Source organism: Pseudomonas cerasi, assembly GCF_900074915.1.
Taxonomy (GTDB): Bacteria; Pseudomonadota; Gammaproteobacteria; order Pseudomonadales; family Pseudomonadaceae; genus Aquipseudomonas; species Aquipseudomonas cerasi.
Genome location: NZ_LT222319.1, coordinates 5,187,636 through 5,201,946 on the forward strand (window position 1 = coordinate 5,187,636; position 14,311 = coordinate 5,201,946).

Consider the following 14,311-nt stretch of genomic DNA (forward strand, 5'->3'; position numbering starts at 1 on the left):
AGCAAGCGCCGTGCCGTGACACAAGTCTCACTTTTCTGAGCTTCCCTGCCGTCGGTGCGACAATAAAAAAGGGCCGCACATGCGACCCTTTTTGGCACAGCCCGGTGACGTATCAGCCGAACGGATGACGCAGCACGATGGTTTCGTTGCGGTCAGGACCGGTCGAAATGATGTCGATAGGCGCACCCACCAGCTCTTCAACACGCTTGATGTAAGCGCGAGCGGCAGCAGGCAGCTCTTCGAGGGTCTTAGCACCCAGCGTGGATTCGCTCCAGCCTGGCATCTGCTCGTAGACCGGACGCAGGCCCAGATAGCTGTCAGCGTCGGTAGGCGCGTCGATGACGGCACCCTCTTCGTTCTCGTAGCCCACACAGATGTTGATGGTTTCCAGACCGTCGAGCACGTCCAGCTTGGTCAGGCACAGGCCCGAGATGCTGTTGATTTCGATGGCGCGACGCAGGATGACGGCGTCGAACCAGCCGCAACGGCGTGCACGACCGGTGGTGGCACCGAACTCATGACCACGCTTGGCCAGGAAGGCACCGACGTCATCGAACAGCTCAGTCGGGAAAGGACCCGAACCCACGCGCGTGGTGTAGGCCTTGGTGATACCCAGGATGTAATCCAGGTACATCGGACCAAAACCGGAACCGGTGGCAATGCCGCCCGCCGTGGTGTTGGAGCTGGTGACGTACGGGTAGGTACCGTGGTCGATGTCCAGCAGCGAACCCTGGGCACCTTCGAACATGATGTCCTTGCCGTCGCGACGCATCTCATGCAGCGCAGCGGTGACGTCGAGCATCAGCGGCTTGAGCATGTCGGCGTATTCCATGCACTCGTCGAGCGTCTTCTGGAAGTCGATGGCAGGCTCTTTGTAGTAATTGACCAGCACGAAGTTGTGGTAGTCGAGCAGTTCGCCCAGCTTGGCGGCGAAGCGCTCACGATGGAACAGGTCGCCGATACGCAGACCGCGACGTGCGACCTTGTCTTCGTAGGCCGGGCCGATACCACGACCGGTGGTGCCGATCTTGAACTCGCCGCGGGCTTTTTCACGCGCCTGGTCGAGTGCCACGTGGTACGACAGGATCAGCGGGCAGGACGGGCTGATGCGCAGACGCTCACGCACCGGAATGCCTTTCTCTTCCAGCTTGACGATTTCGCGCAGGAGCGCGTCGGGAGCAACCACCACACCGTTACCGATCAGGCACTGCACGCGTTCGCGCAGCACACCGGACGGAATCAGGTGCAATACGGTTTTCTCACCGTCGATCACCAGTGTGTGGCCGGCGTTGTGGCCACCCTGATAGCGAACTACGGCGGTAGCATGTTCGGTCAGCAGATCAACGATCTTGCCTTTGCCCTCATCACCCCATTGAGTGCCCAGGACTACGACATTCTTACCCATAACACTTGTCCTCATTCACGCAAACTTGGTGCCGGCGGCGGCCGGCAGGAATACTCAAGAAGCCAGCGGCATTACCTGCCAGTGCTCGCCATGCTGAATCAATTGCCGGTCACAGTCGGCTTCACGCGCGGCGCTCGCCTGCTGCCCAGGCAACGCCTGAACCACACGCTGACCTTCACTGCGCAACTGGCAAACCATCTGCCAGAGTGCCGCATCCGTACTGTCCGGCACCCAGATGCCACCAGACGGTAAGACGATTTCTGCCTGCCCCAGGGTAACCAGGGTTTTCAGGTCGGTGGAAAAGCCGGTCGCCGGACGGGCACGACCGAAGTCGGCACCGATGTCATCGTAACGACCGCCCTGAGCGATCGACTGGCCCACGCCCGGCACGAACACCGCGAACACCACACCGGTGTGGTAGTGGTAACCGCGCAGCTCGCCGAGATCAAAGTACAGCGGCAGCTGCGGGAAACGCGCAGCCAGACGCTCGGCAATCGACAGCAGGTCGTCCAGAGCGGCCAGCACTGGCGCCGGTGCGCCGGCCAGACGATCGCGTGCTGCGTCCAGCACCTCACGACCACCGCACAGATCAACCAGTGCGCGCAGCATGGCGGCCAGTTCTGGCGGCAGATCGGCGGTGAGGGCAATCACTTCATCGATGGCCTTGCGCTGCAGTGCATCGAACAGCTGCTGCTCGACTTCACCCGACAGGCCGGCGGCACGCGCCAGACCGCGATAGATACCGACATGCCCGAGGTCCATGTGCACATCCGGCACATCGGCCAGTTGCAGCATGACCAGCATCAGACTGATGACTTCAACATCGCTGCTCGGGCTCGCATCGCCGTAAAGTTCGGCACCCAGTTGTATCGGGCTGCGCGAGGACGACAGCGCGCGCGGCTGAGCGTGCAGAACGCTGCCCGCGTAGCACAGACGGCTCGGGCCTTCACGTTTCAGGGTGTGAGCATCGATACGTGCAACCTGTGGCGTGATGTCGGCGCGAAAGCCCATCTGCCGGCCCGATTGCGGGTCAATAACCTTGAAGGTACGCAGATCCAGATCCGAACCCGCGCCAGTCAGCAGGGACTCGAGATACTCGATATGCGGGGTGACGACAAACTCATAGCCCCAGCTCTGAAACAGATCCAACACCTGACGGCGCGCTACTTCAATGCGCGCCGCTTCCGGTGGCAGTACTTCTTCGATGCCATCTGGTAGCAGCCAGCGGTCGACCGTTGCCATTACGCCATTCCCCTGTGATCCAGGCGGCCAGCCTACAGGCCGACCTTGAGTGAAGCAGAAAGTGGTGCGCCGTATGACGGGCACGACAAATGCCCGAGACAGGCCTTGCAGACCACTTTCCTCGAAAAATCTTGCCGCGTTCCGATTCAGATACGGCCAATCAATCGTGCAGACGCAAAAAAGCCGGGAATTTCCCGGCTGCCGCATGATACACACGTTTCACCGTACGTTCACCCCACCGGGCGGTTTTGCCGCCCGGCGGGTGATTAATTACGGCTTGGCTTTTTCCATGTAGCGAAAGAATTCGCTGTTCGGATCAAGCACCATCACGTCGCTCTTGTTCGCAAAGCTTTCGCGGTAGGCACGCAGGCTGCGATAGAACGCGTAGAACTCCTGGTCCTGACCATACGCCTTGGAGTAGATCGCGGCAGCCTGGGCATCACCATCACCACGCGCTTCTTCCGACTCGCGATAGGCTTCGGCCAGCAGCACACGACGCTGACGATCGGCGTCGGCACGGATGCCTTCAGCCAGCTCGTTACCCTTGGCACGGTGTTCGCGGGCTTCACGCTCACGCTCAGTGCTCATGCGTTCGAAAACGCTGCGATTCACTTCCTTCGGCAGATCGATGGCCTTGACCCGGACATCGACCACTTCGATACCCAGTTCTTTCTCGGCCATGCGGTTCAGCGAACCGGTGATGTCCGCCATCAGCGCGTCTCGCTCACCCGACACGACTTCGTGCAGGGTGCGCTTGCCGAACTGGTCACGCAGACCGGATTCCAGACGACGCGAAAGACGCTCGTCGGCAATCTGCTTGAGGCCGGAAGTCGCGGTGTAAAAACGCTCCGCATCCTTCACACGCCACTTGGCGTAGGCATCGACCATGACCGCTTTCTTTTCCAGTGTCAGGAAGCGCTGGGTCGGTGCATCGAGGGTCAGCAAACGACCGTCGAACTTGCGCACCTGGTTCACGTAAGGAACCTTCACATGCAGACCCGGCTGAACGTCAGCCTGGACCACACGACCGAATTGCAGCAGAACCGCGCGCTCGGTCTGGGACACTATGTAAAAGCTGTTCCAGGCGATGACCGCCAGTACCACGCCGACAATAAGGGTGATCAGTGATTTGTTACTCATCAGCGAGTCTCCCTGGTACGTACTTCACCACGCTGCTGAGCCTCATTCGCCCGGGCAGCGGCGGCAGCAGCGGCAGCATCATTAGCCGACTGCGATGGCGTACCTGAATTGGAGCCATTGCCGTTACTGCTGCGACTGCTCTCGATCATCTTGTCGAGCGGCAGATAAAGCAGATTGTTCTGCCCCTTGTCGCCGGTCACGAGAACCTTGCTGGTGTTGCTGAAGACTTCCTGCATGGTGTCCAGATACAGACGCTGGCGGGTAACTTCAGGAGCCTTGCGGTACTCGGCAACCAGTTTGGTAAAGCGATCCGCCTCACCCTTGGCGCGCGAAACCACTTCATCGCGGTAACCGTTGGCATCTTCGAGAATACGCTGAGCCTGACCACGGGCTTCCGGGATCACACCGTTGGCATAGCTTTCAGCCTGGTTACGCGCACGCTGCTCGTCTTCACGGGCGCGGATCACGTCATCGAAGGCTTCCTGAACTTCACGCGGCGCGGCAGCGCTCTGTACGTTGACCTGAGTGACGGTGATGCCGGTACGGTAGGTATCGAGGAAACGTTGCAGACGCTCCTTGATTTCGCTGGCCATCAGTTCACGGCCTTCAGTCAGCACCTGATCCATCGCCGTGGAACCCACGACATGGCGCAACGCACTTTCAGTCGCGTGCTGCAGGCTGATTTCAGGCTGGTCGACGTTCAGCACGAACGCCTGAAGGTCGCTGATCTTGTACTGCACGGTCAGCGGCACTTCGACGATGTTCTCGTCTTCGGTGAGCATCTGGCCCTGCTTGCTGTAGGCACGCTCGCGAGTCACGTTCTCCATGTACTTGCGATCGAACGGCGGGAAGTAGATGTTAAGGCCCGGGCCCACGGTCTCGTGGTACTGACCGAAACGCAGCACGACAGCCTGCTCTTGCTCGTCAACCACATAGATAGCGCTGTAAAGCCAGAAAGCGACCAGTACGACAAGCCCGATGCCGAGCAGGCCGAAGCCACCGCCCTTGCCTGAGCCGCCACCACTGCCACTGCTGCCGCCATCGCTGCCGCGTTTGTTACCGCCGCCGAACAACCCCTTCAGGCTTTCCTGCAGCTTACGGAAGGCCTCGTCGAGATCAGGTGGTCCCTTGCGATCGCCGCCACGGCGTTTGCCACCCCAGGGATCTTGATTATTCGAGTTGCCACCCGGCTCATTCCAAGCCATAGCGCTCTCCATCTGATAAAGCAAAGACGCGCCCGCGGCGCGCCGACCAATGCTACAGAATGCTCGCGAAAGCCGTACAACGGCTTTCTCGTGCTTTTATTGCAAAGTGTGTTGCTCGATGAACTCCAGCGGCTGCAATCCTTCGCGACTCACCAGTCGATTGAGTTCAACGCGCGGCAGTCGTACGGCCAACACGCTGGCACCTTCCTCGTCATGCGTTTCGCTCTGCACCGCACCCAGCTCAAAGAACTGGGCACGCAGCCGGGCGAGACTTTGAGGCAGAAGCAGCGTGCCGACAAACAGGTCGTCGCCGAGCAATTCGGCGATAGCCTGCTTGAGCAGATCAAGCCCTCGACCATCACGGGCAGAAACCCAGACACGCTGCGGCTTGCCGTCGGCATCGCGCTGTATCTGAGGCTCTACGCCTTCAAGCAGATCGAGTTTGTTATAGACCTCGAGGATCGGCAAGCCCTCGGCTCCGATCTCACCAAGCACCGCCATGACCTGCTCGATCTGCGACATGCGATCCGGCTCGTGGGAGTCGATCACATGCAGCAATAAATCGGAGTTGCTCGATTCTTCAAGCGTCGCGCGAAAGGCCTCGACCAGTTTGTGTGGCAGATGGCGAATGAAGCCCACGGTATCGGCCAGCACGATCGGACCCAGGTCATCGAGCTGCAGACGACGCAGGGTCGGATCGAGCGTGGCGAACAGTTGGTCTGCCGCGAACACGTCCGAATCGGTTACCGAGTTGAACAGGGTCGATTTGCCGGCGTTGGTATAGCCCACCAGTGAAACCGATGGAATATCCGCGCGACGACGCCCGCGACGGGCCTGATCACGTTGGCTGCGAACCTTCTCCAGCCGTCCCTTGATCTGCCGCAGGCGAACCCGCAATAGACGTCGGTCGGTTTCAAGCTGGGTTTCGCCCGGACCGCGCAGCCCGATACCACCTTTCTGTCGCTCAAGGTGGGTCCAGCCACGGACCAGACGGGTACTCATGTGCTCAAGCTGGGCCAGTTCGACCTGCAGCTTGCCTTCGTGAGTACGCGCCCTTTGCGCAAAGATATCGAGAATCAGACCGGTACGATCAAGCACACGACACTCGAAAACGCGTTCGAGGTTGCGTTCCTGACTGGGCGTGAGGGTGTGATTGAAGATGACCAGATCGGCCTGTTCGGCCTTGACCTGATCGCGAAGCTCTTCGACCTTGCCAGAGCCGATCAGATACTTGGCCGAAGGCCGATGACGCGGCACGTTGATAAACGCAACGGTATCGGCACCGGCCGAGATGGCCAATTCCTGAAACTCCTGCGGATCTTCGCGCGCCTCAGGGTCCTGACCATCCAGATGAACGAGAATTGCACGTTCACCACCACTGTGGCGCTCAAAGAACAAGGCAGACTCCTATCAGGCGTTACCTGGCTCGGCGTCCGCGCCGTCAGCGTCTGTAGCGCTTGGCAGGCGGATCGGGCGAACCGGTACGACGGTGGAAATAGCGTGTTTGTAGACCATCTGGCTGACCGTGTTCTTCAGCAAAATGACGAACTGGTCGAAAGACTCGATCGTACCCTGCAGCTTGATACCGTTGACCAGATAGATCGATACCCCGACCTTCTCTTTACGCAAGGTATTCAGGTAAGGGTCTTGTAGCGAATGCCCTTTTGACATGTGCCGCACTCCTTTAAGGATCAATAAAATAATAAATCGAATTCGATTGGCTTACCGGCCACCCCCCAAGGATAGACGGCTATTGCAGGGACTCAGCTCAATATGGAGACCGATCCCAGGTATTTCAAGGCGCGCGACAGATTGTCGCTGGCCAGGCTGTCCAGCCAGTGCAAGTCGTCCCAGCTACGTAGCCAGGTGAACTGCCTTTTGGCCAGCTGGCGCGTCGCAATGATGCCGCGCTCCTGCATTTCATCCCGCGTCAGTTTCCCATCCAGGTGATCCCAGACCTGGCGATAACCGACAGCTCTTATCGATGGCAACCCTGAATGCAGATCACCTCTTGAGCGCAATGCCAGTACTTCGTCCAGAAACCCCTGATCCAGCATTTGCTCGAAACGTAGCGCGATGCGTTGGTGCAGCACCTTGCGATCAGCCGGAGCGATGGCAAGGTTCGCAACAGTATAGGGCAATTGCTGGCGCCCTGATGCGGCTGCTTCGGTACTTTGCGCAGTTTGTTGCTCGCGGTGTGCCGTCATGCTCATTCCGCTGACGCGATACACCTCGAGTGCCCTGATCAGCCGTTGCGGATCATTGGGGTGAATACGTGCCGCCGAAACGGGATCGACCACCGCCAGTTGATCGTGCAATGACTGCCAGCCGAAGGCCTGTGCATCCGCCTCAAGCTGCGCCCTGACCTGCGCATCGGCCGCCGGCATATTCGCCAGCCCGTCCAATAGAGCCTTGAAATACAACATAGTGCCGCCGACCAGCAAAGGAATATTTCCGCGCGCAGTAATTTCCGCCATGGCCGCCAGGGCGTCACTGCGAAAATCGGCGGCGGAGTAGCTTTGCGCCGGGTCGAGAATGTCGATCAGACGGTGAGGATATTCAGCCAGCTGAGCCTTCGACGGTTTGGCGGTACCGATGTCCATGCCGCGATAGACCAGCGCAGAGTCGACGCTGATCAGCTCGCAGGGCAGCACTTTGGTCAGTTCTATCGCAAGGTCGGTCTTGCCTGCAGCGGTAGGCCCCATGAGAAAGATGGCCGGAGGTAAAGCGTTCATTCATTGACCGCGCAGGAATAATTTATCCAGATCATTGAGACCCATCTGGGTCCAGGTAGGACGACCGTGGTTGCATTGCCCGCTGCGCTCGGTGTTTTCCATGTCACGCAGCAGGCCGTTCATTTCCGGGATGGCCAGACGCCGATTGGCGCGAATCGCGCCGTGGCAGGCCATGGTCCCGAGCAACTCGTTCATGTGCGCCTGCACCCGGTCGCTGGTGCCGTATTCCATGAGGTCGGCCAGCACATCGCTGACCAGCCGGTTGGCTTCGGCCTGCTTGAGCAACGCGGGGATCTGGCGGATCGCCAGGGTTTCCGGGCCGAGCCGTTGAAGCTCGAAGCCCAGGCGCTGGAAGGTCGCAAGATGCTCTTCGGCGCAGTCCGCTTCACGCTGGCTGACCGCAATGGACTCGGGCACCAGCAATGGCTGGCCGCTCAAACCTTCGTTGGCCATGGCTATTTTCAGTCGCTCGTACATGATCCGCTCGTGAGCGGCGTGCATGTCCACCAGCACCAGGCCGTGAGCGTTTTCAGCAAGGATATAGATACCCTTGAGCTGCGCCAGCGCATAACCCAGCGGCGGAATATCCCCGGGCGATTCAGGCAGCGACGCGGGCGCAGCACTGGGCAGCGGCGCGAAGAATTCACGATAAGCACTTTGCGCTTCGGCCACCGGCACGCCAGCGGTGGGCCGAGGCGTGTATTGATACTGATAACCGCTGCCAGCGCCGCCACCGGCAGCAGGCCGGGCAAACGACTCGCCCTGGGGCTGCTCCAGCACATTGTTGGCCAGACGCATTTCACCCTGCGGCCCGAATTCGCCCGCTTCAGGCCCGCTCGGGCGTGTCTCGGCGACAACCGGCACGCTGCCACCCAGCTGATTTTCAGGGCGCACATCGCCCAGCGCGCGGTAGAGGGTGCCATACAGAAAGTCGTGCACCATGCGCCCGTCGCGGAAGCGCACTTCGTGTTTGGTCGGGTGAACGTTGACGTCCACAGCGGCCGGATCGACCTCGAAGAACAGCACGAAGGTCGGATGACGGCCATTGAACAGCACGTCGCGATACGCTTGACGCACTGCGTGGGCGACCAGCTTGTCGCGCACTGCGCGGCCATTCACGAAGAAATATTGCAGGTCGGCCTGGCTGCGCGAAAAGGTCGGCAGCCCGACCCAGCCCCACAGATGCAAACCATTGCGCTCGATCTCGATAGGCAGCGCCTGCTCCAGAAAGCCAGGCCCGCAGATTGCCGAGACACGTCGCGCCCTAGCGGTGTCGTCATGCGCTTCATGCAGGCTCAGCACGGTCTTGCCGTTGTGACGCAGGTGGAAGGCCACGTCGAAACGCGCCAGCGCCATGCGCTTGATGACTTCCTGCAAATGATCGAATTCGGTTTTTTCGGCTTTCAGAAACTTGCGCCGGGCCGGCGTGTTGAAGAACAGGTCGCGCACTTCAACGGAGGTGCCTACCGGATGCGCGGCTGGCTGCACGCGCGGCGCCATGTCCCGACCTTCGGTTTCGACCTGCCATGCCTGATCGGCGTCGCGGGTGCGGGAGGTCAGCGTCAGGCGCGCTACGGAACTGATCGAAGCCAGCGCTTCGCCGCGAAACCCAAGGCTCATGACCCGCTCAAGGTCTTCCAGGTCGCGAATCTTGCTGGTCGCGTGACGTGCCAGCGCCAATGGCAGATCGTCCGAAGAGATACCGCTGCCATCGTCACGCACTTTCAACAATTTGATACCGGCCTGCTCGACGTCAACATCAATGCGCCGCGCGCCGGAATCGAGGCTGTTTTCCAGCAGCTCCTTGATCACGGAAGCAGGGCGCTCGACGACTTCGCCCGCCGCAATCTGGTTGGCCAGACGCGGACTGAGCAGTTCAATGCGCGCTGCGTTCAGGGCAGTCTGAGCGTTATCGGCTTCGGCGCCGTCGAGCAGGAGATCGGTCATTACTGAGTCGCCACCTCGGAACTTGGGATACGCAGGTCCTGGCCGATCTTCAATTCATCCGACTTCAGATTGTTGGCGCTGCGCAAGGTGGCGATGCTCATGTCATAGCGCGCAGCGAGCATGGCCAGGGTTTCGCCGGAACGAACGACATGATTGCGCGGCCCCTGGGCCAGCTTGCCGTTGTCACGTAGCCAAGCGATATAAGTGCCCTGCGGCGGATTCTGCTGGAAGAACTGCTTGACGCCCGACGTGATCGAACGTGCCAACGCCTGTTGATGCGACGCCGAACCGAGCTTGTTGGCCTCGTTGGCATTGGAGATAAAGCCGGTTTCCACCAGAATCGACGGGATATCCGGCGACTTGAGCACCATGAAGCCCGCCTGCTCGACACGTGACTTGTGCAGCGAGGTCACGCGGCCAATATTGCTCAATACCTTCTGACCAACGTTCAGGCTCGAAGACAGCGAAGCGGTCATGGACAAGTCCAGCAACACACCCGCGAGCATGCGGTCCTTGTCATCCAGGCTGACAGCGCCAGCACCACCGATAAGGTCGGAACGGTTTTCACTGTCCGCCAGCCAGCGTGCGGTTTCGGAAGTGGCACCGCGATCGGACAGGGCGAACACCGATGCGCCGAACGCCGCAGATGACGGGGCGGCGTCGGCGTGGATCGACACGAACAGGTCGGCGCCCTTGGAACGGGCGATCTCGGTACGTTTGCGCAGCGGAATAAAGTAGTCGCCGGTCCGCGTCAGTTCGGCGCGGTAGCCTTTCTCGGCATTGACCTGGCGCTGCAGCTCCTTGGCAATCGACAGCACCACGTTTTTCTCTTTCTGACCGGCACCGCCCGAGGCACCGGGGTCTTCCCCGCCGTGCCCGGCATCGATCACCACGACGATGTCGCGCTTGCCGTTCGGCACCGGGGTCAGCTTGATTTCAGGCTTGGCCGGGCTGACCGGGACAGCAGGCGCGGTGTTGGCGGCGGTATCCGGAATGACCGGTGTCGGATTGGCATCGGCGGCGTTGTCGTACAGGTCGACCACCAGACGGTTGCCGTATTGCTGATTCGGCGCCAGCGTGAAGCTCTTCGGGGTCACACCCTTTTTCAGGTCGATGACCACGCGCAGGTCGGTAGGCGTGCGCTGCGCAGAACGCATGCTGCTGATCGGCGTATTGGCGGTCGGTACGTTCAAGGGGCCGCCAAGCGTCGCACCATTGATATCGATCACCAGACGGTCAGGCGAAGTCAGGGTAAACAGGCTGTGCTGGACTGGCCCGGACAGGTCGAATACCAGACGTGTGTTGTCCGGTGCTCGCCATAAGCGGACACTTCGTACTTGCGTAGCGGCAACCGCCTCGACAGCCAGGGCCATCAACAGCAGACCAACTACAGTAACCAGCGCGCGCATGCGCATACCTAACCCCATATCTATTTGAATTCCACAGCCAAAGTGGCACACCAACGTTCGCCACGCGAGCCCAGCGGGCTCAATATCACGGAACGACCTTCTCCGTGCGGCCCAATGGTAATGGTCAGGTCGGGCTTTGGCAAAAAGCCTGCACCACGCTGGGGCCATTCAATCAGACAAAGTGCGTCGCCGTCGAAGTAATCACGCACACCCATGTACTCGAGCTCTTCCGGATCCACCAACCGATAAAGGTCAAAGTGGAACACCTTTACTGCACCGATTTCGTATGGTTCGACCAGCGTGAAAGTAGGACTCTTGACGGCCCCGACATGCCCGAAGCCGCGAATCAATCCCCGCGAAAGCGTGGTTTTTCCAGCGCCCAGATCGCCATCCAGAAAGATGACGCCAAGGCCTTCTGTCACCCTGGCCAGGCGTGCACCAAAATCCATCATTGCCTCTTCGCCCACCACATGCAGCGTTAAATCAGACACGGTTGCAGCTCCTCCAGTAACTGACGAATGGCAGGAATAATATCGCTGGCAGCCAGCCCGCGACCGCCCTCACCGGCTTTCTGACCGGCGCTTGCATGCAGCCACACGGCAAGACAGGCCGCGTCGAAAGGTTTGAGGTGCTGCGCCATCAACGCGCCGATCAATCCGGCCAGCACATCACCCAGTCCTGCGGTGGCCATGGCCGGATGGCCGCGGTCGCACAACGCCAGTTGCCCGTGTGCATCGGCAATCAGACTGCCAGAGCCCTTGAGCACACAAACCGTGTCGAATTTACGCGCCAACGCCCGCACCGCAGCGGCCCGGTCAGCCTGAACGTCCTTGATGCCCACACCCAGCAAGCGTGCCGCTTCGCCCGGATGCGGGGTGATGACACTGCCTTTGGGCAGGCTGACCAGCCCGGCGGACAGCATATTCAGCGCATCGGCGTCCCACACCTGCGGACGATCCGCGTTGGCGGCCGCCGACAGCAGGCTGCGCCCCCAGGCCGCCTGCCCCAGGCCGGGGCCGACCACCAACACGCTGGCCGGCTCGATCAAGCCCATCATCTGGTTGGCCGAGTGGATCGCCGCGCTCATGATTTCCGGCATACGCGTCAGAGCGGCCGGAACATGCTCGGGCCGCGTTGCCAGCGTCAGCATGCCTGCACCGCTGCGCAGGGCGCTTTCGGCGCTGAGCAACGCTGCGCCGCCAAAACCGTGATCGCCACCGATAACCAGAACCCGGCCAAACAGGCCTTTATGGGCGGTTCGCGGGCGTGCTGCCAGTTGCGGCAGGTTATGTTTATCGAGGCGCTTCGCGCTGAACGGCGCCTGCGCCACCAGCACCGGGGCTGCGCGCAGGTCGTCGAACATCAGCTCACCCACCAGATCTGCCGCGTCGCCCGTCAACAAACCCAGTTTGAGGCCAATGAACGTAACGGTCACTTCGGCACGCACCGCGACACCCAGCGTCTGGCCAGTATCTGCGCTCAAGCCGGATGGAATATCCACCGCAACGACGGGCAGACCGCTGTCGTTGATAGCGTTGATGGCCGAGACGTAGGGCTCGCGCACCTCGCCATCGAGACCGGTGCCCAGCAAGGCATCCAGTACGATACCGGCCAGCGGCTGTCCGGCCCATGCCTGAATATGAATACCGAAAGCCGCAGCATGCGCCGCAGCAGCATCACCGGTCAGTGCGGCCGGATCGCCGACGGCCAGCACCCTGACCTGCCAGCCGGCCTTGTGCGCCATGGCAGCCACCAGATACCCGTCACCGGCGTTGTTGCCCCGCCCGGTCAATACGGTCAGTTCAGTCGCCTCCGGCCAGCGCCGAAGTATCGTATGCCATAACGCCTGCGCAGCGCGCAGCATCAATTCCAGGCCGGGTGTGCCTGCAGCAACCAGCCGTGCATCGAGGTCGCGGACCTGCGCAGCACTGTACAGCGCGTCGGGTAAATGAGGTTTAGTGTCGAACATGCGTCTATGGGCTCCGATGTCTGGCAGAATTATACGCACCTTGGTCCCGGTTTCTCTCTGCGCATGTCCGCTATTACTGCTGTACTTCCTAGTTCCGATGATCTCGCCGCCCTTGCCGTCTCAATCAAGGCGTGGGGGCGTGAGCTGGGCTTTCAGGAAGTCGGGATCAGCGGCCTGGACCTGGCAGAGCACGAACAGCATCTGCAACGCTGGCTCGATGCAGGCTATCACGGGGAAATGGACTATATGGCAGCCCATGGCAGCAAACGTTCCCACCCCGCTGAGCTGGTCCCGGGAACGTTGCGCGTGGTGTCGCTGCGCATGGATTATCTGCCGGGCGACACCGAAATGGCGCAGCGCCTGACCGAGCCGGAAAAAGCCTACGTCTCACGTTACGCGCTGGGCCGTGATTATCACAAACTCATCCGCAAGCGCCTGCAGCAACTGGCCGAGCGTATTCAGCAGGCCGTAGGGCCATTTGGCTTTCGAGCCTTCGTGGACAGCGCGCCAGTGCTGGAAAAAGCCATCGCCGAACAGGCCGGGCTCGGCTGGATCGGCAAAAACACGCTGGTGCTCAACCGTAAGGCGGGCAGTTTCTTCTTTCTTGGCGAGCTGTTTGTCGATATCCCGTTGCCGGTCGACGCACCTCATGCAACCGAGCATTGCGGGCGCTGCACGGCCTGCCTGGACATCTGTCCGACGGCGGCGTTTATCGGGCCTTACGTGCTGGACGCGCGACGCTGCATTTCTTATCTGACCATCGAGCTGAAGACCGCGATCCCAGAAGAGCTGCGGCCACTGATCGGCAACCGGGTGTTCGGTTGCGACGATTGCCAGATCGTCTGCCCGTGGAACCGCTTCGCCCGGCCAACCGAGCAGAGCGACTTTCAGCCGCGCCACAATCTGGACAATGCAGGGCTGGCCGAACTGTTCCTGTGGGACGAAGAGAAATTCCTCGGCAGCACCGAAGGTTCACCACTGCGCCGGGCGGGCTATGAGCGCTGGCTACGCAACCTGGCCGTGGGGCTGGGCAACGCGCCCTCCACCATCCCGGTGATCGAAGCCCTGCACGCACGGCGCGACTATCCCTCGGAACTGGTCAGGGAGCATGTGGAATGGGCGCTGCAGCGGCATGGCGTGGCGCCGCTTTAAACCTGCCGCGCGGCGCAGGCGTGTGACGCGGAGCGTCACGAAAGGCATTCCCACGCTGGAGCGTGAGGAACGATAATTTTTCAACTATTGTGCCTGCGCCCTGCGTA

At 60.8% G+C, this 14,311-nt stretch carries 12 protein-coding genes; 1 reads left to right on the forward strand and 11 read right to left on the reverse strand.

All coding sequences use genetic code 11. The features are described from left to right. Positions 1-112: 112 nt before the first annotated feature. The 11 genes from PCPL58_RS25575 to PCPL58_RS25625 all read right to left on the reverse strand — a co-directional run bounded on the left by PCPL58_RS25575 (position 113) and on the right by PCPL58_RS25625 (position 13,052). The gene (locus tag PCPL58_RS25575; protein ID WP_065350747.1) at positions 113-1,405 is read right to left on the reverse strand and encodes an adenylosuccinate synthase; all 1,293 of its coding nucleotides are present in this window, start codon (positions 1,403-1,405) and stop codon (positions 113-115) included. Positions 1,406-1,459: 54 nt separating this feature from the next. Beyond that, entirely contained in the window at positions 1,460-2,647 is a 1,188-nt protein-coding gene (locus PCPL58_RS25580) for an ATP phosphoribosyltransferase regulatory subunit (protein ID WP_065350748.1), read from the reverse strand. Between the two features lie 270 nt (positions 2,648-2,917). Then, complete coding sequence (gene hflC, locus PCPL58_RS25585) at positions 2,918-3,787, reverse strand: protease modulator HflC (RefSeq protein WP_003366315.1); 870 nt, start codon at positions 3,785-3,787, stop codon at positions 2,918-2,920. Next, positions 3,787-4,992: an FtsH protease activity modulator HflK gene (gene hflK, locus PCPL58_RS25590; protein ID WP_003366313.1), complete on the reverse strand. Its 1,206-nt coding sequence runs from the start codon at positions 4,990-4,992 to the stop codon at positions 3,787-3,789. Before hflK ends, hflC begins: the two co-directional genes overlap by 1 nt. Before the next feature lie 96 nt (positions 4,993-5,088). Next, on the reverse strand, positions 5,089-6,390 hold the full coding sequence (gene hflX, locus PCPL58_RS25595; RefSeq protein ID WP_002551820.1) for a ribosome rescue GTPase HflX: 1,302 nt from the start codon (positions 6,388-6,390) through the stop codon (positions 5,089-5,091). A gap of 12 nt (positions 6,391-6,402) precedes the next feature. Continuing rightward, a complete protein-coding gene (hfq, locus tag PCPL58_RS25600; protein WP_002551819.1) occupies positions 6,403-6,663 on the reverse strand; it encodes an RNA chaperone Hfq in 261 nt (86 codons plus the stop codon). 92 nt (positions 6,664-6,755) lie between these two features. Beyond that, positions 6,756-7,727, reverse strand: a complete 972-nt coding sequence (miaA, locus tag PCPL58_RS25605) for a tRNA (adenosine(37)-N6)-dimethylallyltransferase MiaA (RefSeq protein ID WP_065350749.1) — start codon at positions 7,725-7,727, stop codon at positions 6,756-6,758. Beyond that, the gene (gene mutL, locus PCPL58_RS25610) at positions 7,728-9,674 is read right to left on the reverse strand and encodes a DNA mismatch repair endonuclease MutL (protein ID WP_003431939.1); all 1,947 of its coding nucleotides are present in this window, start codon (positions 9,672-9,674) and stop codon (positions 7,728-7,730) included. It abuts the gene before it with no gap. Further along, entirely contained in the window at positions 9,674-11,101 is a 1,428-nt protein-coding gene (locus PCPL58_RS25615; protein WP_197676929.1) for an N-acetylmuramoyl-L-alanine amidase, read from the reverse strand. The genes mutL and PCPL58_RS25615 overlap by 1 nt, the downstream gene beginning before the upstream one ends. A gap of 2 nt (positions 11,102-11,103) precedes the next feature. Beyond that, positions 11,104-11,574, reverse strand: a complete 471-nt coding sequence (gene tsaE, locus PCPL58_RS25620; RefSeq protein WP_065350750.1) for a tRNA (adenosine(37)-N6)-threonylcarbamoyltransferase complex ATPase subunit type 1 TsaE — start codon at positions 11,572-11,574, stop codon at positions 11,104-11,106. Next, positions 11,562-13,052 carry a bifunctional ADP-dependent NAD(P)H-hydrate dehydratase/NAD(P)H-hydrate epimerase gene (locus PCPL58_RS25625; protein WP_065350751.1) on the reverse strand — a complete coding sequence of 497 codons (1,491 nt, stop codon included), beginning with the start codon at positions 13,050-13,052 and terminating at the stop codon, positions 11,562-11,564. Before PCPL58_RS25625 ends, tsaE begins: the two co-directional genes overlap by 13 nt. 63 nt (positions 13,053-13,115) lie before the next feature. Between PCPL58_RS25625 and queG the strand changes: the two genes are divergently transcribed. Beyond that, complete coding sequence (gene queG, locus PCPL58_RS25630) at positions 13,116-14,204, forward strand: tRNA epoxyqueuosine(34) reductase QueG (protein WP_065351107.1); 1,089 nt, start codon at positions 13,116-13,118, stop codon at positions 14,202-14,204. The last annotated feature ends 107 nt before the right edge of the window (positions 14,205-14,311 follow it).